The organism is Rhizobium sp. YAF28 (assembly GCF_052113285.1).
Taxonomy (GTDB): Bacteria; Pseudomonadota; Alphaproteobacteria; order Rhizobiales; family Rhizobiaceae; genus Rhizobium.
In genome coordinates, this window is sequence record NZ_JBFRCX010000003.1 from 378,664 (window position 1) to 404,132 (window position 25,469).

The following is a 25,469-nucleotide window of genomic DNA, read 5'->3' on the forward strand; positions in this document are numbered from 1 at the left end:
GCTTTTTCTTTGTCCGGATCTCAGAGAAACTTTTCTCTCCAGACGCTGAGCTTTTCAAGCGACACGCCGATACCGCCGCAAACTTCGATCAGCGGATTGTCGAAGCGCGACAGCAGACCGGCATGCACATCGGCAACGGCAAGTGCGGCACCACAGGCCGGTTCGACCAGGATGCGCTGCGCATCGGCAAATTTCAGGCAGGCGGCCACGGCATCGGCATCGCTGACGAGAACACTTTCGATCGGGTGATGCTTCGGCAGATCGAAGACATGCTGCGCCACCTGCCGCGCGCCGAGCGAGGTGGCAATCGATGTAATGGCCGGCAGCGAAATACGCTCATTGGCCTTGAGGCTTGCATGAAATGATGCAGCTCCTTCCGTCTCGACGGCAATGACAGGCACGTCCGAAAGCCCGTTCCGCTTCAGCCCCTCGACGATGCCGGCAAGCAGACCGCCACCGCCGACGCTGGTAACGACACAATCGAATTTGGCACCCTTTGCCACCACCTCATCGATCAGCGTCGCATGGCCATCCCACAGGAGCGGATGGTCGAAAGGATGCACATAGGTCGCCTTGCGGCTTTCGGCGAGTTCGATCGCATGCGCATTGGCCTCATCGAAGACAGAACCATGAACCAGCACATTGGCGCCCGTTGCGGCAATCGTTCGACGCACGTCAGGTGCCGTCGTCTCAGGCACGACGATCGTAACAGGCACGCCAAGTGCCCGCCCGGCATAGGCTGCGGCAATGCCGGCATTGCCGCCGGAGGCGCAGAAGATCTCGCGCGCACCGTTTTGAACCTCATGCTGGCAAAGGCGGCCGACACCACGCAGCTTGAAGCTGCCTGAAGGCTGTAGCGCATCGAGCTTTAACCAAAGCGGCTTGCCGCTGGCGCTGAAATCGGGTGCTGTCTGGATCAGAGGAGTGTCGAGATGAAGGGGCGCAAAAGACATGGGAGAATATCCAGGGAAAGAAAGGCAGGCCTGTCGTTCTAGCTCGTTTGCAGGCACGGGAGCAACCTTGTCAGACATCACATGACGCGGAGGCAAGCGTACCGATTCACCCCTTCTCTCGCTTGAAATGCCCATTTCCGGGGTCTAAGAAGCCGCAGCTTGTTTTTCCGCGGAGGGTTTCATGACAGTGCGCAATCTTTTCCTGCTGCCGGGTGACGGTATCGGCCCCGAAGCCATGGGTGAAGTCCGCAAGATCATCGCTTACATGAATGAGGCGATGAATGCCGGTTTTGTCACCGACGAGGGCCTCGTTGGCGGCTGCGCCTATGATGCGCATGGCGCAGCGATCTCCGAAGACGACATGAAGAAGGCGCTAGCAGCCGACGCTGTGCTCTTCGGCGCCGTCGGCGGCCCGAAGTGGGATAGCGTTCCCTATGAAGTACGCCCGGAAGCCGGCCTACTGCGCCTGCGCAAGGATCTGGAACTTTTCGCCAATCTGCGTCCGGCGATCTGCTATCCCGCACTCGCCTCCGCTTCCTCGCTGAAGCCGGAACTGGTCGAGGGTCTCGACATCCTCATCATTCGCGAACTGACGGGCGGTGTTTATTTCGGCGAGCCGAAAGAAATCATCGATCTCGGCAATGGCCAGAAGCGCGGCATCGATACGCAGGTTTACGACACCTACGAGATCGAGCGCATTGCCGGTGTCGCCTTTGAAATGGCCCGCACCCGCAACAACCGCGTCTGCTCCATGGAAAAGCGCAACGTCATGAAATCTGGCGTGCTCTGGAACCAGGTCGTGACCGAGACGCACAAGGCGAAATATTCAGACGTACAGCTCGAGCATATGCTGGCCGATGCCGGTGGCATGCAGCTCGTGCGCCAGCCGAAACAGTTCGACGTCATCGTCACCGACAACCTCTTCGGCGACATGCTCTCGGACGTTGCCGCCATGCTGACCGGCTCTCTCGGCATGCTGCCGTCGGCCTCGCTCGGAGCACCTGACGGAAAGACCGGCAAGCGCAAGGCGCTCTATGAGCCGGTTCACGGCTCAGCACCCGATATCGCAGGCAAGGGCATCGCCAATCCGATCGCCATGATTGCCTCCTTCGCCATGTGCCTTCGCTACTCCTTCAATCTGGTCAAGGAAGCAGACAACCTCGAAAAGGCGATCGCCAACGTGCTCGACAAGGGCATCCGCACTGGCGACATCATGGCACCAGGCAGCCGCCAGGTCGGCACCGTCGAGATGGGCGACGCGATCCTCGACGAGTTCAAGGCCCTTTCTGCCTGATATTTCACGTGAAACGCTTTTCGGCCCTTCGCACCTCATGCGGAGGGCTTTTTTGTTGAAGCCAGCGTCCCCGCTCCTATGAATGATGTCACGGTAGGGTCTGGCATTCAGCGCACGGGTCGCATTTGCCATCGCTATCACGCTCACTCGCCTCTGCCTGATCCTCTCCTTCAGGGCACGAATTGGACCATTACCAAAATTGATTAGAATTATCTCGGGAGTCCCGCCCTCTGTCGTAATCCTGTGCATTTTTACCGCCTATCTCATACCCAAGGGTTATACGGATAGTCGGAATGCGGGAACTTCTAGTCTCCTTGGACAGGCGCTGGCGCAGAAATAGATGCGTCATGCCACCATTGCGGTGGCGCGCATGCCTTTTCATTACGCTGAACGCCGTCATCCTTTCCATGCTGATCCTTGATGCGCCAATCGGTGCCGGCCATCTGCCGGAGTCCATTCAGCGCTTCGGCGAGATGTTGACCGATTTCGGCAATTCCGCCTGGCTAATCCTCACCAGCGTCCTGCTCTTTTTCCACGGCAGAGCCGGCTACAAGCTTTTGAACAGTGCAAAAGCAAGGGCCCAGGCACTCTATGTGAGCTGGATCGGCGCCTACCTGTTTACGACCGTCGTCTTTTCCGGCCTGCTCGCAAACCTTCTGAAACGCACGATCGGCCGCGCGCGCCCCGAACATTTCCAGGACCTCGGGGTGCTTTCCTTCACACCCTTCTCCGGCCATGCAGCGCTGGAAAGTTTCCCGTCAGGCCATTCAACCACGGTGGGCGCCTTCTTTGCCGCCTTCGCCCTGCTCTTCCCGCGTTACCGGGTGCCCTTCATCGCCGGTGCCATCTGGCTCGGCATGACGCGTGTCATGGTCGGCGCGCACTATCCAAGTGATGTCATTGCCGGCCTTGCCTTCGGCGCGTGGTTCTCGCTGCTGACAGCAATCGTCTGTGCGCGCTACGGCCTGCTTTTCAAACTTGCGCCGGATGGCTGGCCGATGTCCAAGCGATACTTCCCAAACGCATAAGAAATGACGCGTAAGAAAAATAACGCATGAAAAACCCGGCGCCTTTCGAGCGCCGGGCTTTGTTCTCAAGATATCCGCCGTGCCTTAATCCAGCGCGTGAATATCCCGATTCTTGGTTTCCGGCAGGAACAGCAGGCCGATGACCAGCGTGATCGATGCGAACACGATCGGATACCAGAGGCCGTAATAGATGTTGCCGGCGGCAGCACTCATCGCAAAGGCCGTAGCTGGCAGCAGACCGCCGAACCAGCCGTTGCCGATATGATAGGGCAGCGACATGCCGGTATAGCGGATGCGGGTCGGAAAGAGCTCGACCAGCAGCGCCGCGATCGGGCCGTAGACCATCGTCACGTAAAGTACGAGCACGAACAGGACGGCGATCGTGCCGATCCAGTTGACGCGAGCAGGATCAGCCACCATCGCGAACGTACCACCGCCAGGGATCGTGTAGACGGCCATGTCGGTGACACTTTTCGCTTCATCCGCCGTCAGCAGCTTGCCGGCAACGAGTTTGTCGGCCGGCAGCGTTTCCTTCTGGCCCGCGCGTATCGCATCGGCATTGAGGGTGAGTTCCGGATTGGCGGCGATGAAGGCATCGAGCTTGGCATCGGCAACCTTGGCAACACCGCGCTTCAGCGGATAGCCGGCATCATGAAGGGCAAGATTGACGCCCTTTTCGAAGGCAGCATTGGTCTTGGCGGCATCGGCACCGGCTGCGACAGCGTCGTAACCGGTAATCGTGTCGTCACCGACCTTCACGGTCGCCGGCTGGCCGGCCGGACCCGGCACCACGTCATAAGGCACCGAGTTCTTGGTCAGGAACGCCGTTGCGATATCGCATGAACTGGTGAACTTGGAGGTACCGGTCGGATTGAACTGGAATTTGCAATCCGCCGGATCCACCGTCACCGTTGCCCGGATCGTCGCCTGCGCCTCATAGAGGGCTGGATTTGCCGTATAAGTCATCGCCTTGAACAGCGGGAAATAGGTGACCGCTGCGATGAGCAGCCCCGCCATGATGATCGGCTTGCGGCCGATCCTGTCCGACAGTCCGCCGAAGATGACGAAGAATGGCGTGGCGAGGAAGAGGGCAATCGCGACCATGATGTTGGCCGACTGCAGATCGACCTTCAGCACGTTCTGCAGGAAGAACAGGGCGTAGAATTGACCGCCGTACCAGATGACCGCCTGGCCCATGGTAGCGCCGAAAAGCGCAATCAGCGCGATCTTGGCATTCTTCCACTGGCCGAATGCTTCCGTCAGCGGTGCCTTCGATCCCTTGCCTTCCGCCTTCATGCGCTGGAAGGCGGGCGACTCGTTCATCTTCAACCGGATCCAGACGGAGATACCGAGCAGGACGACCGAGACGAGGAACGGAATGCGCCAGCCCCAGGCGGCAAAGGCGGTCGAGCCCATGATCGACTGGACCGTGACGATGACGATCAGCGACAGGAAGAGACCGAGCGTTGCCGTCGTCTGGATCCAGGACGTGAAATAGCCGCGGCGGCCGTTCGGCGCATGTTCGGCAACGTAAGTGGCCGCACCGCCATATTCGCCGCCCAGCGCCAGGCCCTGCAGCAGGCGCAGGCCGATCAGGATGATCGGAGCGGCAATACCGATGGAGGCAGCACCCGGCAGGATGCCGACCAGGAAGGTCGAGAAGCCCATGATGAGAATGGTCACCAGGAAGGTGTATTTGCGGCCGACGAGATCGCCGAGGCGGCCGAAGACCAATGCGCCGAACGGACGCACCAGGAAACCCGCAGCGAAGGCGAGCAGCGTGAAGATGTTACGTGTCGCTTCCGGATACTGGGTGAAATAGGTCGCGCCGATATAGGTGGCGAGCGAACCGTAAAGATAGAAATCATACCATTCGAAAACCGTGCCTAGCGACGAGGCGAAGATGACCTTCTTCTCCTCGCCCGTCATCGGACCGGCTTTCGCGCCGTCGACGCTTGCGACATTTGCCATTGTCTGTCCTCCACAGAGTGATGAGCAACGGTCGCGGCCTACTCTCCTCAAAGCATACCCCTAGCCGCGACACGCCTGACGAGAGTTTGACAGAAAAGACGAGCCAGAAAGAGGGATGCTTTGGGATTATGACTTTAGTCTAATTTTTGTGCATGGAATTGCTCTAGCATGGCTCTTGTCGTGGCGGAACAGGCACGCTGCAATCGTCACACTCGCAAAGCCTGGGCCGGGGACTGCCGGTAGGCGAGCACTGCCGGCAAGGCGGCGAGAACAGCGGCGAAGGCGAGAAGGATCACCGCAAGCGTTCCGTCTTCGCGTGCAAAGCCGACGGGCAGGTTGACGCCGCTGCTTTGCGAGAACAAGCCGGAAAGAATGAGTGCTGCGCCATAGCCGAGTGTAAAGCCAAGCCCGACTCCAACGGCGACGAGGACATAGAATTCCAGCCAGACAATGCCGAAGATCGCGCCGCGGGGAGCACCGAAGGCGCGTAGCGCGCCAATCTGCCGCCGACGCTGGCCGATATGGATGACAGTCACGAGGATCAGCGAGGCGGCGACGAGCCCCTGCGCGCCGGAGGCAACAGCAACGAGAATCTGCTTGGCATCACCGAGCGTCGCATAGAGGCTGGTCAGCACCTCGCCGGGAAAGACGGCAATCGTCGTGCCGTTGCGATAGTCCTGCCGCAGCTTGTAGGCATCGGCAATCGTCTTTGGCTTGATGAGGATGGCCGGAAGACCGGGCGTTTCCGCGGTCCAGCTCTCGTTCAGGCCGGCATGGGGATCAGGCTCCGCATGATGGTCGGCATCCTCATGGGCACCTTCCGCGTGTACGGCCTCTTCATGAGGATCCGCCTCCCCGGCGTGGTCATGCTCATGCTCTTCGCCCGCTTCCAGTCCATGGATATGCCAGACGGCCTGGATTGGAACGAGGATAGCGCGGTCCCAGGCTGTGCCTGTCGGCCGCAGGCGCCCCGTCACATGATAGGCGAGCTCCGTATGGGTGTGGCCGCCGGTTTCGATCGTGCCGTGCATCGGCTTGATCTCGCCGCCGACGGCAAGGTCGACGCTCGAGCCGATGACAGCCTCGCCCTCACTGGCGAAAACCTGGCCTTCGGAAAAGCCGCCGGAAATCGTTTCCGTCAACGCCCTCGTCGTGCCGACAATCGGATAGCCCGAGAAGGAATCGCCGAAGCCGACGGGGGCAGCCCATTCAACGCGCGGATCGGCGGCAAGCTTGGCCAGAACGTCGCCGGACATCAGCGGCAGCGCAGACGGCTGCAGGAAGATCGACGATAGCACGAGCTGGGTTTCGCTGCCGCCCGCGCCGATGACGAGATCGAACTTGTCGGCCGCACGGGCGCTGCCAAGACGTAAGGCACGTTCCTGCAGGATGACGGAAACGCCGAGCGCCGTTGCAAGCGCCACCAGCAGCACGACAACGAAGGAACCAGCCCACAACCGGCGCAGATCGGCGAGGATGAAGCGGATCATGCGGCCGCTCCCTTAATGTCGGAATCGTCGATGATACGGCCGGAGCGGAATGTAAGGCGGCGATCGAGACGGCTGGCAAGGCGGGAATCGTGCGACACGACGATCAGAGTGCTGCCTTCGGCCACGGCAAGATCGAGCAGCAGATCACCGACGGCATCGCCGCTTTCCGCATCGAGGCTGGCGGTCGGCTCGTCGGCGACGATGACGCCGGGCTTGCGCAGGAGCGCCCGGGCAATCGCCACACGCTGCATTTCGCCGCGCGACATGGTCTCAATCTTCTGCCCGGCGCGTTCAAGGCCGACGATGTTAAGGAGATCGTGGGCGCGCTCGACTATTACTGACGTAGCGGCACGCGCAAGACGCGCAGGCAATAACACGTTTTCGACAGCAGACAGGCCGGGAAAAAGGTGAAATTCCTGCATGATCAATCCGATATTGGCGGCCCGGAAGCGGTCACGGCGACTTTCAGAGAGCGCGGCGATGTCCTCGCCTTTCCAGCGGATGCGGCCTTCACGAACCCGCTCTAGTCCGGTGATGACATTGACGAAGGTACTTTTACCGGAGCCCGAGCCGCCCGTCACTGCGATACGGCTGCCGGCGGCAATCGACAAATGATCGATCGCGAGCGCAGGCGCCGATAAGCCGGGAAAGGTCACGGCGAGATGTTCAATATCGAGAGCCAGCATCGACGCTCAGACAGTGAAATATTCGGCCTGGCGGATGCGCAGCAGGCTGACGAAACCAGTCTCGGGATCCTGCCAGGATCCATACTCCAGCATACCACGCACCTCGATCGTCTGGCTCGGCTGCACGAAGGTCTGCTTCTCGCCAAGATAAACGACGACGATATTGTCCGGCCAATCCGCATCCGACGAACAGAACGGGCAGAGCGACATCGGCACTTCGGTCAGCACGAAGAATTGTGCCTCTGCCTTGAGCGGCGGAGCCATGAAGCCCTTCATGCTGATGTCCTTGCCGGCAAGCGTTTTCACCTTGTCGGAGAATTCGAGCCCCAGCACACCGAACTTGCCGTAGAGCTCGTCGAAAGTGAGCGAAGAATCGGCAGCGCGAGCAAGGGAACCGACGAAGGGAAGCGTGACGGCAGCACTGATCAGCTGGCGTCTGCTGAGCTGCAGCGAAGAGAATTTTTCCATGGCGATCTCCAGGAACCAAATTCCCGGCCGCTTAGCGGCCGGGATCATGATCGATGAAAGAGGCAAGGCCAGCAAGTGGCCTTGCCGGATCGACTTGGATCAGTTCGTCTGCTTGGCGCCGAGAGCGAAAGTGTCTGCCAGCACGCGGTAGACATCGCTCTGTTCCATGTAGCCATGGAAGCCTTCAGCACCCGGACCGGCCGACTGCAGAACGACGTCGTCAACGGCGTGAACACCGCTGTCGCCGCTCTTCGGAATATTGCCCTGAACAAAGACAGCGCCAGGAACATCCTTGTACTGTTCGTTGGCGACATATTCCTTCTTTTCGTTCTGGATAGCCGGAACGAACGGGCCTTCGAGCTTCGGACGGAAGGTCTCGTAATGGTCAGGGCCGTTGTTGGCGCTCAGGAACAAGCGACGGCTGACGTCGATCTTATCGGGATAACCGTCGCCATTCTCGTCCTTGTAGTTAGGGAAGCCGGCTTCGGCATAGGTCCCGACCTTTTCGCGCATTTCCGTGCCTGGCTTCTCATCATCGACGGTACCGATGATGGAAACGCCGTGAGTGTGGTCACCGGTGACGACGATCAACGTGTCCGGATGAGCCTTCTGGAATTCGCGGGCTACACCGACCGCCTTGTCAAATTCGATGGTATCGACGACGGCACGATCCCAATCGAGCGGATGGGACATCTTGTCGATCGAGGAACCTTCAACCATGAGGAAGAAGCCTTCCGGATTCTTGGACAGACGGTCGAGCGCGACCTTGGTCATGTCGACGAGACCCGGCTGGTTCGGGAACTTTTCGACGGTGCCCTTCTTCAGGAACTCACGATCAAGCGTGACGTCCATGTTGCCGGTATGGAAGAGACCAAGAAGATTGCCTTTAGCCGATGCATTGGCCGCAAGCTCGTTCTTGTCGGTCGCGAGCTTGTAGCCGGCATCCTGGAAGAGCTTGATGTAATCCTGATTGTCCTTGCGCTTCGAACCGGCGACCTCTTTGCCGAGGAAATAGGCCGAGCCGCCGCCAAGGAGGACTTCCGGCTTGACTTCGAGCAACATGCCGACGATGTCGGCCTTGTCGCTGCGGTTGCGGGTATGGGAAACGACGGCAGCCGGCGTGGCGTCTTCGACTTCGGCCGTCGCAACGATGCCGACAGACTTTTTCGTCATGCGGCGAACGGCCTCTGCGAAGGTTTCAACGCGCGGATCATCGAGCGAGTCAGGTGTACGGTCTGCATAAACGCCAATCGCGTTGACGGCCGTCTTGTGGCCCGTCATGTAAGCCGACATTGTGTTGGCCGAGTCCGTGGCAACGGCATTCGTCGCCGACGTACCGATGAACGCCATGCGCTCGAGATCGTCCATGTTCAGGCGGCCATTCGCTTTACCTTCCGTCATGCCCTTGGACATGATGCGGGCAGCCGTGCGATGCGCGACGGAAAGACCGTCGCCGAGCAGGAAGATGATGTTCTTTGCCTTCGGCTGGGCCGCGGTGTCGTAGACGTTCCAGGTTACGGACTTCGTCTCGTCGCCGGCGGCGATCTCGACCTTATAGGCGCCAGGAGCGGAAATCTTCAGGCCGCGCAGCAGGAGAGCGGAACCGAGAGCCTTGTCTTCCTTACCCTTTTCCAGCTCGACGAACTGTGCCTCGCCCCCGAGGACAGTTTTGTAATCCTGGCCGTTGACCGTGATCTTCACGTCTTCCGGCTTGACCTGCTTGCTGAGCTCGACCTTGAAGTCGAACGGTGAACCAGCCAGAATCGTAGCGCGATCAAGCGGATAGATCGAAGCTGCCTGAGCGGCACCGGCAAGAATCGTGGTGGCCGCGAAAGCGGCGAGAAGCATACGCATGGAAAAACCCCCGTTTTTCGTTGCAGTTATTACAACGGGTCGGGGATACCCCCCGGCAATGACAGAGGGATGACAAAACGCCGCAGCATTGCAGCACCCTTCTCCTACTCTCGTCCCACACGTAAAAACCTTGACTCCTGTGGAAAACCTTTTATGAGCAACGACGGAAAAGGAATATCCATGGTTCGCCACGAGCACGCCATCGCTGAGCGCAATAACCTGGCAGAAAATGCCCGGTTGGATTTTGCCGTTCCGGTTTCTTCCAAAACCAAGGCCAAAACGACGACGAAAACCGTCTGACGTCTCTGGCCTGCCGCTCTCTCCCCGGCCCGGCTGGGGACAGGAAGCCGCGATGATATCGCGCTTCCCCCCCCCTCACCGGACAAGAGGAGAGAAGAGAAAGAGAGCTTGAGAAATGGGTTTCAAAGTTGCAGTTGCCGGAGCCACCGGAAATGTCGGGCGCGAAATGCTCAACATTCTCTCCGAACGTGGTTTCCCGGCCGATGAAGTCGTAGCACTCGCCTCCTCCCGCTCCCAGGGCCTCGAGGTTTCCTACGGCGATCGGACGCTGAAGGTCTCCAATCTGGAGAATTACGATTTCTCCGACACCGATATCTGCCTGATGTCGGCCGGCGGCGAGGTTTCCAAGCGCGTCTCCCCGAAGATCGGCCAGCAGGGCTGCGTCGTCATCGATAATTCTTCGGCCTGGCGCTACGACGCCGACGTGCCGCTGATTGTTCCGGAAGTAAATCCGGATGCGATTTCGCTCTTCACAAAGCGCAACATCATTGCCAACCCGAACTGCTCGACTGCCCAGCTCGTCGTTGCGCTGAAGCCGCTGCATGACTTCGCCAAGATCAAGCGTGTCGTCGTCTCGACTTACCAGTCGGTTTCCGGCGCCGGCAAGGATGGCATGGACGAGCTCTTCAACCAGACACGCGCCGTCTTCGTTGCCGATCCGATCGAGAACAAGAAATTCACCAAGCGTATCGCCTTCAACGTCATTCCGCACATCGACACTTTCATGGAAGACGGCTACACGAAGGAAGAGTGGAAGGTTCTGGCTGAAACGAAGAAGATGCTGGATCCGAAGATCAAGGTGACCTGCACCGCGGTCCGCGTTCCGGTCTTCATCGGCCATTCTGAATCGGTCAACATCGAATTCGAAAACGAGATTACGGCTGACCAGGCCCGCGATATCCTGCGCGATGCGCCGGGCTGCCTCGTCATCGACAAGCACGAGGATGGCGGCTACATCACGCCATACGAATCCGCCGGCGAGGATGCGACTTTCATTTCGCGCATCCGCGAAGATGCGACCGTCGAAAACGGCCTCAACATCTGGGTGGTCTCCGACAACCTGCGCAAGGGTGCGGCTCTCAACGCCATCCAGATCGCCGAGCTGCTCATCAATCGTGGCCTCGTCAAGCCGCGCAAGCAGGCAGCCTGATACCATTTGTAAACCATAATATGCTAAAGCCCCTGCTCGACGAGCGGGGCTTTTTCGGGCAAATACCGCCGTATAAGCGTTCGCTAAAAGGTGATCGTGACAAAGTCGCCGGTGGCTGGCATTCTCTTGCCCGGCTTAAAAGCTATGCAGATCGAGAGCGGGGTTTCTCAATGCGCATGAAAAAATTGATTTTGGCGGCCGCCGCGGCAATGGGCGTCCTCCATACGGTACCGGCGTTCGCGCAGGGTCCCCAATGCGGCAATACCAGCGCCGGTTTCGATGCCTGGGTCGCCGACTTCAAGCAGACGGCAGCGGCCAATGGCGTCAGCCAGTCGGTCCTGAGCCGTGCCTTCGCCAATGTCAGCTATAACAAGCCGACGATCGCCGCCGACCGCGGCCAGAAGAGCTTCAAGCTGTCCTTCGACGCATTCATGAAGAAGCGCGGCGGTGCGGCCGTCATCTCTCGCGGCCGTTCGATGAAAGCCGCCAACCAGGCTCTCTTCGCTTCGATCGAGCGCCGCTTCGGCGTTCCGGCCGGTCCGCTGATCGCCATCTGGGGCATGGAAACCGGCTTCGGCAGCTATATGGGCAACCAGCATACGATGTCCGCAGTCTCCACCCTCGCCTATGACTGCCGTCGCTCGGAATATTTCACCGACCAGCTTTATGCAGCCTTGCAGCTCGTTTCGGAAGGCTATCTCAGCCCGCAAGCCCGCGGTGCTGCCCATGGCGAAATCGGCCAGACGCAGTTCCTGCCACGCAACGTCGTAAGCTACGGCGCGGACGGTGACGGTGACGGCCGCGTCGATATGGTTGGCTCCCGCGCTGATGCGCTGGCCTCTACCGCCAATTTCCTTAAGGGTCACGGCTGGCGTGCCGGCACCGGTTACCAGCCGGGCGAGCCGAACTTCGTCGCCATCCAGGGCTGGAATGCCGCAACGGTCTATCAGCAGGCAATCGCCTATATCGGTCAGCAGATCGACGGCAACTGAAGAGACGTTCAATAGGAAAATGATACGAGCGCCGCATACGAATGCGGCGTTTTTCAACTGCGGATATCGTGGGTTCCGCCGGCAGCCTTGCGCCGCTCTTCCTGCGGTGCCGCCGAAGGAACAATCGGCCCGGCAACGACACAATTGCGTCCCGAGGCCTTGGCGGCATAGAGCGCCAGATCGGCGCGCTTCACCAGATCATCGAAATTGCGATTGCTCACGGCATTTGCACGCCCCGCACAGCCGAAGCTTGCGGTAACCCGCAGACGCTCGCCACTCGGCAACACGATGTCAGCAGCCTCGATGGCCAATCGGACACGTTCCGCAACGATCGCCGCATCCTCAGGTGTCGAATCCGGCAGCAACGCCATGAACTCCTCGCCACCGTGGCGCACCAGCAGATCGAAGGAGCGGAAGCTTTCCCGCGCGACGCCGGCTACGTGCTTCAGCACGATATCGCCGGCATCATGACCATACACGTCGTTGATTTTCTTGAAGTGATCGAGATCGAACAACACGACCGAAATCCAACGTGATCCATATTCAGCCTGCATCAGAAGCGCTAAAGCGGCAGCCTCGAAGCCACGGCGATTATAAAGGCCTGTCAGAAGATCGGTTTGGGCAGCATTGCGCAGCTCGTTGATGAGTAGTTCACGCTCTTCGGTGACACGGGCGACGAGGCGGATGCCCCGAACCGCAAGCGCCGCAATAAGGGCAACGAGCAGAACCAGTCCGGATGACAACGCAAGCACGATCGTCATGTGAATGTGCGAGCGCATCGATAGCTTCTGTCCGGTCACATGAATATCATCGGTTACGGAGGCGATTTTCTGCCGCAGGAAATCCAGCCGCTCGTTCTGGATACCAATCCATTTGTCTCGGATCGCCTTGTCCGGCCGCAGCGCACCGGAAACCATGGCCTTTGTGAAGGTATCGGCCCAGACCTCGTCGGGCTGAGCCCTATAGGCAAGGATCTCCCGGACGACAGGCGAGGAAGAATGAAAACGCAGGCGATCCATGCCGTTACCGAGCATCATTTCGCCTTGAACGAGCTGCTCGTGCGACATGGCGGAAAAGTCGGTTTGGTCGAAATAACGCTGGCCAAGGTTGCCGATCAGCCGCTCACCGTAGTAGGTCAGCAGGATACTCATCAGCTCGCTGGATTTGCGCATCAACACGGGATCATGGATCCTCGACGAAAGCGACGAGACGAGACCAAGCTGCTTCAATCCGGCCTGACCATAGATATGAACGGGGTTGCCGCCTTTGCCGTAATAACCTCGATCGACCGCCGAACGCGCCGCAACGATACGGCTGTAAGCAAGGCGGAGATCGGAAAGCTGTGACTGCAGACCGAGATCAAGTGTTTCAACGGGCGGGAGACTGGCGTTGAAACGCGCGCGTTCGCTGTCGAGCGCGCTCCGCCTTTCCATCATGGCCGCCCTGGTTATCTCGTCCGGATTGTTGATGTAGGTTCGCGTCGCGACGAGTTCCGCCAGGATCTCATTGGCAGCAATCGATCCTCCACGAGCAAGAACATCGGCAAAGAGATGGTCATTTTCGAGCGCGCGGTACTGCATGAGCGAGGAGCGGATCAACACCACTCCTTCGACAATCATGAAGACGAAGGGCAGCAGAATGGCGGCTAGTACTGCCCTTCTGATATTCTTGAATTTCAGCACTTCGAAATTCATAACTGATCCACGCGCATATACCGCCTGCAAGCGCAGCTTAGTGGAATATCTTAAAAAACTGCTAAAGCGGTCTATCCCTAGATTTCGGGACGGATAAAATCGAGTGTCTCAGAATCCATCACCCAGAGCTCGCCGGTCGAAATGTCGAACCAGGCGCCGTGAAGCTCCAGCTTGCCCTCTTCTTCAAGCGCCTTGATATCAGGGAAAGATCTGAGATTGTTGATCGAATTGCGGATGGAGACCCGCTCCAGCGCAGTCTGCCGTTCGGCCGGCGTCATGACGTTGTTGCTGCCAATCTGTTCGGCGGCAGGGCGAACGAGCGACATCCAGCGGCCGATGAAATCACCGGATGACAAAGGCTCGGCATCGGGATCGAGGGCTGCGCGGATACCGCCGCAGCGGCCATGGCCCATGACAACGATATTCTTGACCTTCAGCGCCTGCACGGCGAATTCGAGCGCTGCCGACGTGGAATGGAAATGGCCATCCGGTTCATAGGGCGGCACCATGTTGGCGACGTTGCGGATGACGAAGAGTTCGCCCGGCCCTGCGTCGAAGATCAGCTCGGGAGCAGCGCGCGAGTCGCAACAGGCAATAACGAGCGTCGTCGGGTTCTGCCCGTTTTCTGCAAGCTGCCGATACCGGTCGCGGGCATCGGCATATCGCCCGCTCATGAAGTTGCGATAACCGTCCAGCAGGGAGTTGGGGAAGCTCATCATGTCTCTGGATTAGCGCGCGCGTGAGCCAAGATCAACTGCTGCGCTGCAAAAGCCTGAGACCTATTTTTTCCGCCGCTGGGCAGGATGGACCAGGTGACGCATCTGCACCATTGCCATGGGCGTCGAAAGACTGGAGGCATCGCTTGCCAGCATCAGCTCGTTGCTGCCGCGCTTGACAGCGCGCGCCAACACTTCGAACACGCTGGCGGTCGCCAGCTGCAGCGCCTTTTCATCCTCCATTCCCGAAAGCAGGCGAGAGAGAAAAAGGGCGGCAAGCAGGTCGCCGAGCCCATTTGGTGGGTTTTCAACGACACGGTGTTCGGCAAGCAGGGCATGCCTTCCGGAGAGATAGAGATTGCCGGTGCCCCCCGCCATCATCGGCACCGCCGATGTGACCAGCATGCGTGAGGGGCCGAGCGAAAGAGCGGCCTCCATGACCGCGTTGTTGTCATCGAGTGCCGCCCCTGAAAGCCAGGCAAGTTCGTACCGGTTCGGCGTTGCGAGCGAGGCAAGCGGTATCAGATGGTCACGGATCGCCTCGGCTGTCGCTTCCGGGACGTAGAGGCCGCCGAGATCACCCATGACCGGATCGCAGACATAGAGCAGCTCCGGATTCTTCTCGCGCAAGGATGCAACGAGTTTCGCGACGGAGCGGGCCTGGGCGGCGTTGCCGAAGTAGCCCGACAAGACGGCCTTGACCTCGCCGATCCATGGCGCGCGGATGAGATCGTCAATCGCCGCCTCGAAATCGGCATCGGCGAAGGTCAGCCGTGTCGAGCGGCCATGACCGGGATGCCAGGGCAGCACGATCGTCGGCAGCGCCCAGACCTGATGGCCGAGCGTTTCCAGCGCAAAGACCGCAGCACGGTTTCCAACCGACCCCCGCACGACATGGCTGGAGATGACGATGACTGCGCCCGCTGCGTTTTCCGACATGGCATCCGAATCCGAATTTCGACCGCCGTTGATGATCTTTTTGACGAGGCGCTGTCAACCATTCTTCACGGGAGCGTGGAAATGTGCGGCGGGACGAAAAAGCCGGATAAAGTCATTTCGCCGTCGATAGGCATAAAACGACCTAAAAGCTTTCGAAATCTCTCGCCAGCATAGCCAAAAAAGCACGAAAACTACTTTTCGAAGCGCTCTTTTAAGGATTCTTTCGAAGAACCTTCTGCTACCTTGCCCACATCAAAACAATCGGGGGGATGATCCATGGCCACCAGAAACAATCCAAAACGGGAAAAGCAGATCGAGAGCGCGCGCAAAATCGCGGCCGCGACCGGCGAACCCCATCTCGATCCCGAAATTCTCTTCGGCCGTGCCAGCGGCGACGACCTCGAACTCTACACGCCGGAAATGCTTGCGCTTTCCTCCGTACACTCGGCAGCCGAGCTCGGCGCCTGGAACGGCAAGGTGCCGCGCGTCAGCATCGACACGGTCGCCGATGTCACGCCCGATGGCGTTGCAATCTCCATTCTTTCGGTGACGGATCACAATAAGCCCTTCCTCTACGAATCCGTCATGGGTGAGGTGACCAGCACCTACCGCGACATCTACATGGCAGTTCATCCGATCCTGATCCTGGAAGACGGCAAGGCTCCGGAACTCTATTCCGCCGATGTGCCGAGCGACCCGGCAAAGCGGGTGAGCCACATCCAGCTTCACATTTCGCCTCTGAGCCCCTCCCAGGCCGCCGACCTGATCAAGCGGATCAAGGCAGTACTCGAGCAGGTAGAGCTTGCCGTTTCCGACTGGAAGCCGATGCTTGCCCGCGTCGATGAAGTGATTTCAGAGCTTTCGAATTACAACGCCAGCCGCAAGAAAGCCGACCGTGACGAGGCGATCGCCTTCCTGACCTGGCTGCGTGACGAGAACTTCACCTTCCTCGGCATGCGCGACTACGTCTATTCCGGCAAGGGTCCCGATTCCAAGGTCGAACGCGACAAGGGAACAGGCCTCGGCATTCTCTCCAATCCCGAGGTTCTTGTTCTGCGCACCGGTAAGGACGCCGTGACGACGACGCCGGAAATTCTCGCCTTCCTCGATGGTCCCGATTTCCTGATCGTCACCAAAGCCAACGTGAAATCCATTGTCCATCGCCGCGCCTACATGGATTATGTCGGCGTCAAGCGCTTCGACGCACAGGGCAACGTAACGGGGGAACTCCGCATCGTTGGCCTGTTCACCTCGACAGCCTATACGTCCTCGGCCACCGAAATCCCGCTACTGCGGTCCAAAATCGAGAAGGTGAAGGAGCATTTCGGCTTCGACCCGATGAGCCACTCCGGCCGTATGCTCGACAATACGCTGGAATCCTATCCGCGCGACGACCTCTTCCAGATCGATACGCCGCTGCTCGCGACCTTTGCAGAGCAGATCAATGACCTCGCCGATCGCCCGCGCGTGCGGGTGCTGCCGCGCATCGACCATTTCGACCGTTTCGTCTCGGTCATCATCTTCGTGCCGCGCGAGGAATATGACTCGATCGTGCGCGAACGCATCGGCGCCTATCTGAAAACCGTCTATGACGGCCGTGTTTCCGCCTATTATCCGGCCTTCCCGGAAGGTGGAGTGGCTCGCGTTCACTTCATCATCGGCCGCTCGGGCGGTAAGACGCCACGCATCCATCAGGCCAAGCTCGAGGAGACGATCCGCCAGATCACCGCGCGCTGGGACAGCCGCTTCGAGATGCTCGCCGGTCCCAAGGCGCCGAAGCTCGGCGTCAGCAACGCCTTCCAGGAAGCCTTCACGCCGGATGAAGCGGTCGGCGATCTGCCCGACATCGCCGCATGCGCCGCCGGCGAGCCGATCCGCATCGAATTCTACTATCGCCAGGACGATGAACGCGGCCGCATCCTGTCGCTGAAGATCTTCCATAGCGGCGAACAGCTGCCGCTGTCGCGCCGCGTGCCTCTACTCGAAAACCTCGGCTTCAACGTCCTGAGCGAACGGACCTTCGATATCGAAGTTCCGGCCGCCGACAGCGCCATCAACATTGTCGTGCTGCACGACATGGAACTCGAGGCTCGCAGCGGTGCGGACATTGACCTCGCACGTTTTGGCGCACCGCTCGAAGAAGCCTTCGTCGCAGCCTTCAGTGACACGATCGACAATGACAGCTTCAACCGGCTGATCCTGTCGGCCGGTCTCTCGGCCCGCGAGGTTAGTGTGCTGCGCGCCTATGCGCGCTATCTGCGCCAGGCCGGCATCGCCTATTCGCAGGATTATATCGCAACCACCCTCGACAAATATCCTGTTATCGCCGCTTCGATCTTCCGCCTGTTCCACGACACGCTCGATACGAAGCTGTCGGAAAAGGCGCGTATCAAGAAGCTCGCCGAACTGCATCAGGCAATCGAAGCCGAGCTTGCCGACGTGCCGAGCCTGGATGACGACCGTATCCTGCGCCGCTATGTCAATATCGTCGATGCAACGCTGCGCACCAATTATTTCCAGCGCAATGCCGATGGGACACCGAAGGCGATGCTCGCCTTCAAGCTCGACCCGCATCTGGTCGACGGCCTGCCGGAACCGAAGCCTTTCCGTGAAATCTTCGTGTATGGCGTGGAAGTGGAAGGCGTGCATCTGCGCTTCGGCCGCGTTGCCCGTGGCGGCCTGCGCTGGTCGGACCGCGCCGAGGACTATCGTACCGAAGTTCTGGGCCTCGTGAAGGCGCAGCAGGTCAAGAATGCTGTGATCGTGCCTGTCGGTGCCAAGGGCGGTTTCTATCCCAAGAAACTGCCGATCGGCGGCAGCCGCGATGAGGTCTTCAATGCAGGCAGGGAAGCCTACAAAACCTATATCCGTACGCTGCTTTCCATCACTGACAATATCTCCGGCGCCGACATCGTCCCGCCTGATAACACGGTGCGTCTCGATGGCGATGACCCCTATTTCGTCGTCGCTGCCGACAAGGGCACGGCAACCTTTTCCGACACCGCCAATGCCCTTGCTCAGGAAGCGGGCTTCTGGCTGGACGACGCCTTCGCTTCGGGTGGTTCGGCCGGTTACGATCACAAGAAAATGGGCATCACCGCACGCGGCGCGTGGGAAACCGTGAAGCGTCATTTCCGCGAAATGGACATCGGTATCCAGACGACACCTTTCACAGTTTCCGGCGTCGGCGACATGTCCGGTGACGTTTTCGGCAATGGCATGCTGCTCTCGCCGAAGATCCGGCTAGTCGCCGCTTTCGATCATCGCGACATCGTCATCGACCCCGACCCTGATATGGAAAAGACGCTCGCAGAGCGCCAGCGCTTGTTCAACCTACCGCGCTCAAGCTGGCAGGACTTCGACAAGTCCGTGCTCTCGAAAGGCGCCATGATCATTTCGCGCTCGGCAAAGTCGGTTACGCTGACGCCGGAGGCCGTAGCCGCAATCGGCATCGACAAGGCGGTCGCCACGCCCTTCGAGATCATGACGGCGATCCTGAAGAGCCCGGTCGACCTGCTCTGGTTTGGCGGCATCGGCACCTACGTGAAGGCCGCGTCGGAAACCGATGCGGAAGTGGGCGACCGCGCCAACGATCCGATCCGCATCACGGCCGACGAAGTGCGCGCCAAGGTAATCGGCGAAGGCGCCAATCTCGGCGTCACGCAGAAGGGCCGCATTGCCTATGGCCTGAAGGGCGGACGCAGCAATTCCGATGCTATCGACAACTCTGCCGGCGTTAACACGTCGGACGTCGAGGTCAATATCAAGATCGCGCTGGCAAACGCCATGCATGAACAGCGCCTCAACCGGGCAAAGCGCGACCAGCTTCTCGGCAGCATGACCGATGAAGTGGCCGGCCTCGTGCTGCGCAACAACTACCTGCAGTCCCTGGCGATCTCACTGACATCCCGCAAAGGAACGGCAAACGGCCTGGAACTCGGCCGCTTCATGAGCGTGCTGGAAGCAGCCGGCCAACTGAACCGTAAGGTCGAGACGCTTCCCGACGACGCCTCGCTGTCCGAACGTTACACGGCCGGACGGCCACTGACGCGCCCCGAGATCGGCGTGCTGCTCTCCTATGCCAAGATCGTCCTCTTCGACGCGCTGATCGCCAGTGAGTTACCTGATGACCCTTATTTCATCAGCACGCTATTCAACTACTTCCCGGCCAAGATGCAGAAGTCTAACGCATCCGACATCGACACCCACCGGCTGAAGCGGGAAATCGTCGCGACCGTCCTCGCAAATGAGGCGATCAACCGCGGCGGGCCGGGCTTTACGGTGAGCATGATGGATGCCACAGCGGCCTCTGCCTCTGAGGTCGTACGCGCCGCGATCGTCGCCCGTGACGGCTTTGATCTCAACCGGCTATGGGCCGAAACCGATGCCCTGGACAACAAGGTTTCCGGCGAGGTCCAGAACCGGATTTACGAGGAGATCACCAATAACTTCACCGTGCTGACACGTCTGCTGCTGAAGACCGGCATGACCCGAGGCGGGATGGCGGAAATCATTAGCCGGCTGCAGGCTACTCTGAAAAAACTTAAACCCGCCTTTGCCGAGCAGGCAGCAGCCGAAGTCTCAGCGCGCCAGCAGGAGTACCAGCAGGCCGGCCTGCCGGAAAAACTGGCCGCCGAAATTGCAGCTCTACCGACCCTCGCCCTCGTGCCGGAAATCATGCAGATCGCCGAACGGACCGGCGAGGCGCTCCCGCGTGCGGCCGAAAACTATTTTGCCGTCACCCAGACCTTCCGTGTCGGCCGGCTGCTTGCTGCGGGGAACCGCATCATTACGTCGGACCACTATGAAAACCTCGCGCTTGCCCGCAGCATCGACCAGATCGCCAGCGCCCGTCGCGATATCGTGATCTCCGCACTTTCAGATCACGGCAAGGAAAAGCAGCCGGTCCAGGCCTGGCATGCGCAGGACAGGATCCGCATCAACCGCATCGTCGAGGAGCTTGCGAGCCTCAGCGACGGTGCCGATCCGAACCTCGCCCGCATCACTGTTGCCGCAGGCATCCTGACCGACCTTGCGCGCGACCGGGCGAGATGAGACAGTCCGCCCCAAAAAGGAGCGGACGCTTGAATCGCATTGACTGGACAGGAACGCAGCCGCCGAAAGCCACGGAGAAGGGCATATGGGGCTGGATGCTCTTCGATTGGGCAGCCCAGCCTTTCTTCACCGTGGTCACCACCTTCATTTTCGGCCCCTACTTCGTCTCGCGGCTGACGGCCGATCCCGTCTCCGCGCAGACGATGTGGAGCAATATGGCGACGATCTCCTCGATCATCATCGCCATCCTGTCTCCCATACTAGGCTCCATTGCCGACCAGTCCGGCGCACGCAAACCCTGGATCGCCTTCTTCGCTGTGATCAAGATCGTCAGCCTCTGCTGCCTCTGGTTTGCTGCCCCGGGCTCGCCAATTATCTATCCCGTCATCTTCATGATCCTTGCCTCGATTTCGGCGGAGTTTTCGATCGTATTCAACGATTCCATGATGCCGCGCCTTGTCGGCAAGGATGAGGTTGGCAGGCTTTCCAACACCGCCTGGGGTCTTGGTTATCTCGGCGGTATGATCGTGCTGATCGCCGTCGTGGCACTGCTGGCCGGCAGCCCCGAAAGCGGCAAGACCATTCTGGGCCTCGATCCGCTTTTCGGTCTCGATCCTCATACGGGCGAGGATGCGCGCGTCACCGGTCCGATTTCGGCCGTCTGGTATCTGATCTTCATCCTGCCGATGTTTTTCTTCACACCGGATGCCCGCAAGGGACTGCCTTTCGGCTTTGCCGTGCGTTTCGGCCTCAGGGAATTGCGCAATACGCTCGGCGAACTGAAGACGCGCCGCAATATCCTGACCTTCCTTATCGCCCGCATGATCTATCAGGATGGCGTCAACGGCCTGCTGATCCTTGGCGGCGCCTTCGCGGCGGGCATGTTCGGCTGGGCCACGATCGAGATCGGCATCTACGGGATCATTCTCAATGTCGTGGCAATCCTCGGCTGCCTGATTGCCGGACGCGTCGACAGGGGGATCGGCTCGAAGGTGACTGTTATCATCAGCCTCACCATGCTGTTGCTGGCCACGATCGGCATTATTTCCACCGGCCCCGGCTACACTTTCTTCGGACTGATGCCGCTTTCGACCGCCGACGGCGGTGGACTTTTCGGCACGATGGCAGAAAAAGCCTATATCCTCTATGGCCTGTTGATCGGTCTTGCCTTTGGCCCGGTGCAGGCCTCATCGCGCTCCTATCTGGCGCGCAGCGTCAGCCTCGAAGAAGCGGGCCGTTATTTCGGCATCTATGCGCTGTCCGGCCGCGCCACGAGCTTCATGGCAACGCTGTTGTTTTCGATTGTGACCTATTTGACCGGATCGGCGCATCTCGGCATGTCGACGCTGATCCTGTTCCTGGCCGGAGGCCTGGTGCTGCTGATCCGCACGCCCTATCCGGCGGATCGCGCCTGACATATTCCCCCGGCCGCAAAGCCGGGGGCATATCCGTTGCTCCGCTTAATGGCGGAAATGGCGCATGCCGGTAAAGACCATCGCGACATTGTGCTCGTTTGCCGCATCGATGACTTCCTGATCGCGCATAGAACCGCCCGGCTGGATCACGGCGGTGGCGCCAGCAGCAATCATCGACAGTAAGCCATCGGCGAAGGGCAGGAAGGCCTCGGAGGCGACTGCCGAACCATGTGTCATCGGAACGGCGAGACCAAGCGCCTTGGCCGCTTCCTCAGCTTTGAGCGCAGCGATGCGGGCGGAATCGACACGGCTCATCTGGCCGGCGCCTATACCTGCGGTCTGGCCGTCCTTGGCATAGACCACGGCATTCGACTTCACATGCTTGCCGACCTTGAAGGCGAACTTCATGTCTTCGAGTTCCTGAGCCGTGGGCGCGCGTTTAGTGACCACCTTCAGTTCCAGATCCTCGACCATGCCGTTGTCGCGGCTCTGGACGAGCAGGCCGCCGGAAACGGTCTTGGCAGTGATGCCGGCCGCACGCGCGTCCGGCAGGCCGCCGGCTGAAAGCAGGCGCAGGTTCGGCTTGCGTGCCACGATTGCCTTGGCTTCTTCGGTGACGTCAGGCGCAATGATGACCTCGGTGAAGAGCTGGATGATTTCTTCGGCCGTCGCCGCATCGAGCGTCTGGTTCAATGCGATGATACCGCCGAAAGCCGAGACGGAATCGCAGGCAAGCGCCCGCTTATAGGCCTCGAGAAGTGTTGAACCGGTTGCGACACCGCAGGGATTGGCGTGCTTGATGATGGCGCAGGCCGGCGACTTCTCCGGCAGGAACTCGGCCACGAGTTCGTAGGCTGCATCGGTATCGTTGATATTGTTGTAGGAAAGTTGCTTACCCTGCAGGAGGACGGCTGTCGAAACGCCCGGGCGCTTTTCGCCCGTCACGTAGAAGGCGGCCTTCTGGTGCGGGTTTTCACCGTAGCGCATCTCTTCCTTCAGCACGCCGCCAATGGTGCGATGACGCGGCGTATCGATCGAAAGCGCTTCAGCAAACCAGTTGGAGATGGCAGCGTCATAGGCGGCAGTACGGGCATAGGCTTTGGCCGCCATGCGCTGGCGGAAGGCATAGGCTGTCTTGCCGGCATCGGCCGACAGTTGCTCGGCCAGCTCGGCATAGTCGGCCGGGTCGGTGATGACGGTGACATAGGCATGGTTCTTAGCGGAAGCACGGATCATTGCCGGGCCACCGATATCGATATTCTCGACCGTCGTCGGATAGTCACCGCCGGCCGCACGAACATCCTCAAAGGGATAGAGATTGACGACCAGCAGGTCGATGCCGTCGATCCCATGGGCCTTCATGGCTTCCTGATGCTCGACATCGTCACGGATCGCCAGCAGGCCGCCATGCACCTTGGGATGCAGGGTCTTCACGCGGCCATCCATGATTTCCGGAAACTGCGTCACTTCGGAAACGTCGGTCACCGCAAGTCCTTCGGCCGCGATCGCCTTGTAAGTGCCGCCGGTCGACAGCAGGCGCACGCCACGCGCCGAAAGCGCACGGGCAAGTTCGATGATACCGGTCTTGTCGAAGACAGAGAGCAGCGCGGTCTTGACTTCGACCTTGTCGGGGGCGGGGATTTTCTTGGAAATGACGGCCATGAACCTTCTCCGTTCGGGCTTCGGGAGACATCCGGGCAAGGGACGCTTGATGGGGCCGCGTTACCACAGCTTGGAGCCGGCGCAAACAGCTGCTAGCCCTTGCGCGATAAAAACCAGCGAATTTCAGGTTTCTCCGCCAAATCGAAATCGATCTCGATCTGGTCCGAGCTGCTGATACCGGCGCTGTCAGCAAAGAAAATATCTTCCGAGATCAGCACTTCATTGCCGGGAGAGGAAAACAACCAGCTTTCGCCATCCGGCGCCGTCAGCAGCACGGATTCCGTATCGTTCTGCCTAGGCACGATGGCGGGATGGATGTGGAAGCGGGCAACCGCCCGCAGCGGACCTTCACTGTGATACCGGTCGTCCGTCACAAAACGGTCCATGCCGGTCACAATGGAGCCAGCGGCGTTCAGCGTCAGCTCCCGCTCATGGATGACGCCAAAAGCATCGAGATAGCCGTCATGCCTCGCCTTGATGCCTTCACGGCCATCCTCGGTCTCCACGCGCTCGGCGGCAACCGTTTCTACCGGCTCCGTCATCATATGGGCCAGAAAAGCCGAGGGAGAGAACCGACTAGAGGACGTATCGTTCAGGACCACGGTGGAATGGGCAGCCGTGGTGCGGGCCATCTGGACATAGCGTTGGCCTGCGAATTTCGGCGATCCCGAGTTGACGATGAAGCGGTAGCGGCCTGAGGACATTTCGAAGGAGAGACTGCCTGCATGGGCTGTTCTGAAGCAGGCGGGCGAGGGTGGTCCGGTATCGGCAATGATCACCGTCTTGCCGGCGGCAAGTCGCTGATAGCGGGAATGCGGTAGCGCTTTGAACGGCTGGCCTGCAGTCTCGTCGTAGCGCAGCACGGACATCAGCTCGTCTGCCAGCGTGGATGTCGCACCGTTGAAGAGCGCCAGATCTCCATCCTGATGGCGGAAGAAGCGCAGGGCAGGGTACATGCGGTCAATACCGGAGATCAGCTTCTGTGGCAGATCGTGGCCGAGATTGACATAGGTCTGCCGCAGCGGCAGCAGATCGAGCAGCAGCTCAAGCCCGACGCGTGGATTGCGGGAGATATGGCCTCCGTCAGGCAGAATCTGGCTGTCGAATTCGCGGTCGAGCGCCTGGGCCGCCCGCCGCACTGTCGAGGCACGCACTGGCATAGCGACAGAGGCCGTCGCGAGCGCGATGCGCAAGCGGAAGCGGACTTCACCAGTCGAATAGGGCGCCATGCGGCGCAAATAACCGATATGAAAGGCGAGCGACTTCATGAAGCGGCGATAAAAACCGCGATCGGCATTCTGCAGGACGACCGGAGAATGCGCCAGCCAGGCAATGACACGCTGCGAGACGACGTCGGTCTCCCAGGCGATCCCTTCAATACGACCCCCGTGAATAGAGAGCCAACTATCGACGATCACACGGGCAACGGCCGAACCGCGCTCGCTCTTATTGGCCCGCATATGCCGCAGCCAGCCGAAGCTATGAAGCCTGACCGCAAAAGCGCGTGACGGAAGCGTCAACGTGAAGGGGGATTTGCCGCCGGTTTCCAACATACGCCCGGCAAGCGGAAACCGGCCGTCCATGATTTCTTCGGCAACGTGTGAATCGACGCCTCTCAGATCCGTCGGCGCGACGATCAGGCGTTCCGGCACCGGTATGGCATGGCGGAAGAAACGCAAGCGCAGAAGTGCGGCACGGCGCGTACCGCGCCGCCAAGCTTCCCGAACATACATGCTCGCAAGACGCCGACCGGACTGCATATCAATTGTCTATTGCCCCTCGTGGTTAAGAATAGATGAATC

Annotated in this window: 18 protein-coding genes; 7 read left to right on the forward strand and 11 right to left on the reverse strand. The window is 59.8% G+C overall.

Annotated elements, in window-relative coordinates; translation table 11 throughout:
• Positions 1-20: 20 nt before the first annotated feature.
• Positions 21-953 (reverse strand): pyridoxal-phosphate dependent enzyme, encoded by a 933-nt coding sequence (locus AB4Z13_RS09510; RefSeq protein ID WP_113322201.1) that lies wholly within the window; start codon positions 951-953, stop codon positions 21-23.
• 181 nt (positions 954-1,134) lie between these two features.
• Between AB4Z13_RS09510 and leuB the strand changes: the two genes are divergently transcribed.
• Positions 1,135-2,247 (forward strand): 3-isopropylmalate dehydrogenase, encoded by a 1,113-nt coding sequence (gene leuB / locus AB4Z13_RS09515; protein ID WP_037102127.1) that lies wholly within the window; start codon positions 1,135-1,137, stop codon positions 2,245-2,247.
• Positions 2,248-2,540: 293 nt separating this feature from the next.
• Positions 2,541-3,275 (forward strand): lipid A 1-phosphatase LpxE, encoded by a 735-nt coding sequence (lpxE, locus tag AB4Z13_RS09520; RefSeq protein WP_439016895.1) that lies wholly within the window; start codon positions 2,541-2,543, stop codon positions 3,273-3,275.
• An 84-nt stretch (positions 3,276-3,359) separates the two neighbouring features.
• On the opposite strand, the gene AB4Z13_RS09525 is transcribed toward lpxE, so the two are convergent.
• From AB4Z13_RS09525 to AB4Z13_RS09545, 5 genes are all read right to left on the reverse strand, one after another.
• Positions 3,360-5,246 carry an MFS transporter gene (locus tag AB4Z13_RS09525; protein WP_439016896.1) on the reverse strand — a complete coding sequence of 629 codons (1,887 nt, stop codon included), beginning with the start codon at positions 5,244-5,246 and terminating at the stop codon, positions 3,360-3,362.
• 206 nt (positions 5,247-5,452) lie between these two features.
• A complete protein-coding gene (locus AB4Z13_RS09530; RefSeq protein WP_439016897.1) occupies positions 5,453-6,736 on the reverse strand; it encodes an FtsX-like permease family protein in 1,284 nt (427 codons plus the stop codon).
• Entirely contained in the window at positions 6,733-7,422 is a 690-nt protein-coding gene (locus AB4Z13_RS09535) for an ABC transporter ATP-binding protein (protein WP_439016898.1), read from the reverse strand. The genes AB4Z13_RS09530 and AB4Z13_RS09535 overlap by 4 nt, the downstream gene beginning before the upstream one ends.
• A 6-nt stretch (positions 7,423-7,428) precedes the next feature.
• Positions 7,429-7,890 carry a hypothetical protein gene (locus AB4Z13_RS09540; RefSeq protein WP_113322196.1) on the reverse strand — a complete coding sequence of 154 codons (462 nt, stop codon included), beginning with the start codon at positions 7,888-7,890 and terminating at the stop codon, positions 7,429-7,431.
• A 99-nt stretch (positions 7,891-7,989) separates the two neighbouring features.
• Entirely contained in the window at positions 7,990-9,744 is a 1,755-nt protein-coding gene (locus AB4Z13_RS09545; RefSeq protein ID WP_442205969.1) for an alkaline phosphatase, read from the reverse strand.
• Positions 9,745-9,813: 69 nt separating this feature from the next.
• Between AB4Z13_RS09545 and AB4Z13_RS09550 the strand changes: the two genes are divergently transcribed.
• The 3 genes from AB4Z13_RS09550 (at position 9,814) to AB4Z13_RS09560 (ending at position 12,186) form a co-directional block, all read left to right on the forward strand.
• Positions 9,814-10,044 carry a hypothetical protein gene (locus AB4Z13_RS09550; protein ID WP_439016900.1) on the forward strand — a complete coding sequence of 77 codons (231 nt, stop codon included), beginning with the start codon at positions 9,814-9,816 and terminating at the stop codon, positions 10,042-10,044.
• Between the two features lie 115 nt (positions 10,045-10,159).
• Positions 10,160-11,194, forward strand: coding sequence for an aspartate-semialdehyde dehydrogenase (locus tag AB4Z13_RS09555; protein ID WP_113322194.1), 1,035 nt, complete (start codon positions 10,160-10,162; stop codon positions 11,192-11,194).
• 170 nt (positions 11,195-11,364) lie between these two features.
• Complete coding sequence (locus AB4Z13_RS09560; protein WP_439016901.1) at positions 11,365-12,186, forward strand: lytic murein transglycosylase; 822 nt, start codon at positions 11,365-11,367, stop codon at positions 12,184-12,186.
• Between the two features lie 53 nt (positions 12,187-12,239).
• Here the strand turns inward: AB4Z13_RS09560 and AB4Z13_RS09565 are convergent, their stop codons facing one another.
• The 3 genes from AB4Z13_RS09565 to pdxY all read right to left on the reverse strand — a co-directional run bounded on the left by AB4Z13_RS09565 (position 12,240) and on the right by pdxY (position 15,535).
• Positions 12,240-13,865, reverse strand: coding sequence for a GGDEF domain-containing protein (locus AB4Z13_RS09565; protein WP_439017289.1), 1,626 nt, complete (start codon positions 13,863-13,865; stop codon positions 12,240-12,242).
• A 92-nt stretch (positions 13,866-13,957) separates the two neighbouring features.
• Positions 13,958-14,599 carry a carbonic anhydrase gene (locus AB4Z13_RS09570; RefSeq protein WP_037072467.1) on the reverse strand — a complete coding sequence of 214 codons (642 nt, stop codon included), beginning with the start codon at positions 14,597-14,599 and terminating at the stop codon, positions 13,958-13,960.
• Positions 14,600-14,659: 60 nt separating this feature from the next.
• On the reverse strand, positions 14,660-15,535 hold the full coding sequence (gene pdxY / locus AB4Z13_RS09575; protein ID WP_439016902.1) for a pyridoxal kinase PdxY: 876 nt from the start codon (positions 15,533-15,535) through the stop codon (positions 14,660-14,662).
• A 276-nt stretch (positions 15,536-15,811) separates the two neighbouring features.
• Here pdxY and AB4Z13_RS09580 point away from each other — a divergent pair, with 276 nt between their 5' ends.
• Positions 15,812-20,590, forward strand: a complete 4,779-nt coding sequence (locus AB4Z13_RS09580; RefSeq protein ID WP_439016903.1) for an NAD-glutamate dehydrogenase — start codon at positions 15,812-15,814, stop codon at positions 20,588-20,590.
• Positions 20,587-22,005 carry an MFS transporter gene (locus AB4Z13_RS09585; RefSeq protein WP_439016904.1) on the forward strand — a complete coding sequence of 473 codons (1,419 nt, stop codon included), beginning with the start codon at positions 20,587-20,589 and terminating at the stop codon, positions 22,003-22,005. Before AB4Z13_RS09580 ends, AB4Z13_RS09585 begins: the two co-directional genes overlap by 4 nt.
• 45 nt (positions 22,006-22,050) lie before the next feature.
• Here the strand turns inward: AB4Z13_RS09585 and purH are convergent, their stop codons facing one another.
• Positions 22,051-23,667, reverse strand: coding sequence for a bifunctional phosphoribosylaminoimidazolecarboxamide formyltransferase/IMP cyclohydrolase (purH, locus tag AB4Z13_RS09590; RefSeq protein WP_310389750.1), 1,617 nt, complete (start codon positions 23,665-23,667; stop codon positions 22,051-22,053).
• Between the two features lie 92 nt (positions 23,668-23,759).
• Entirely contained in the window at positions 23,760-25,427 is a 1,668-nt protein-coding gene (locus AB4Z13_RS09595) for a heparinase II/III family protein (protein ID WP_310389752.1), read from the reverse strand.
• Between the last annotated feature and the right edge of the window lie 42 nt (positions 25,428-25,469).

Bases quoted from the DNA above. Each gene is read 5' to 3' on its own strand.
- AB4Z13_RS09510 (WP_113322201.1), bottom strand. From the start codon at position 953: ATGTCTTTTGCGCCCCTTCATCTCGACACTCCTCTGATCCAGACAGCA.
- leuB (WP_037102127.1), top strand. From the start codon at position 1,135: ATGACAGTGCGCAATCTTTTCCTGCTGCCGGGTGACGGTATCGGCCCC.
- lpxE (WP_439016895.1), top strand. From the start codon at position 2,541: ATGCGGGAACTTCTAGTCTCCTTGGACAGGCGCTGGCGCAGAAATAGA.
- AB4Z13_RS09525 (WP_439016896.1), bottom strand. From the start codon at position 5,246: ATGGCAAATGTCGCAAGCGTCGACGGCGCGAAAGCCGGTCCGATGACG.
- AB4Z13_RS09530 (WP_439016897.1), bottom strand. From the start codon at position 6,736: ATGATCCGCTTCATCCTCGCCGATCTGCGCCGGTTGTGGGCTGGTTCC.
- AB4Z13_RS09535 (WP_439016898.1), bottom strand. From the start codon at position 7,422: ATGCTGGCTCTCGATATTGAACATCTCGCCGTGACCTTTCCCGGCTTA.
- AB4Z13_RS09540 (WP_113322196.1), bottom strand. From the start codon at position 7,890: ATGGAAAAATTCTCTTCGCTGCAGCTCAGCAGACGCCAGCTGATCAGT.
- AB4Z13_RS09545 (WP_442205969.1), bottom strand. From the start codon at position 9,744: ATGCGTATGCTTCTCGCCGCTTTCGCGGCCACCACGATTCTTGCCGGT.
- AB4Z13_RS09550 (WP_439016900.1), top strand. From the start codon at position 9,814: ATGACAAAACGCCGCAGCATTGCAGCACCCTTCTCCTACTCTCGTCCC.
- AB4Z13_RS09555 (WP_113322194.1), top strand. From the start codon at position 10,160: ATGGGTTTCAAAGTTGCAGTTGCCGGAGCCACCGGAAATGTCGGGCGC.
- AB4Z13_RS09560 (WP_439016901.1), top strand. From the start codon at position 11,365: ATGCGCATGAAAAAATTGATTTTGGCGGCCGCCGCGGCAATGGGCGTC.
- AB4Z13_RS09570 (WP_037072467.1), bottom strand. From the start codon at position 14,599: ATGATGAGCTTCCCCAACTCCCTGCTGGACGGTTATCGCAACTTCATG.
- pdxY (WP_439016902.1), bottom strand. From the start codon at position 15,535: ATGTCGGAAAACGCAGCGGGCGCAGTCATCGTCATCTCCAGCCATGTC.
- AB4Z13_RS09580 (WP_439016903.1), top strand. From the start codon at position 15,812: ATGGCCACCAGAAACAATCCAAAACGGGAAAAGCAGATCGAGAGCGCG.
- AB4Z13_RS09585 (WP_439016904.1), top strand. From the start codon at position 20,587: ATGAGACAGTCCGCCCCAAAAAGGAGCGGACGCTTGAATCGCATTGAC.
- purH (WP_310389750.1), bottom strand. From the start codon at position 23,667: ATGGCCGTCATTTCCAAGAAAATCCCCGCCCCCGACAAGGTCGAAGTC.
- AB4Z13_RS09595 (WP_310389752.1), bottom strand. From the start codon at position 25,427: ATGCAGTCCGGTCGGCGTCTTGCGAGCATGTATGTTCGGGAAGCTTGG.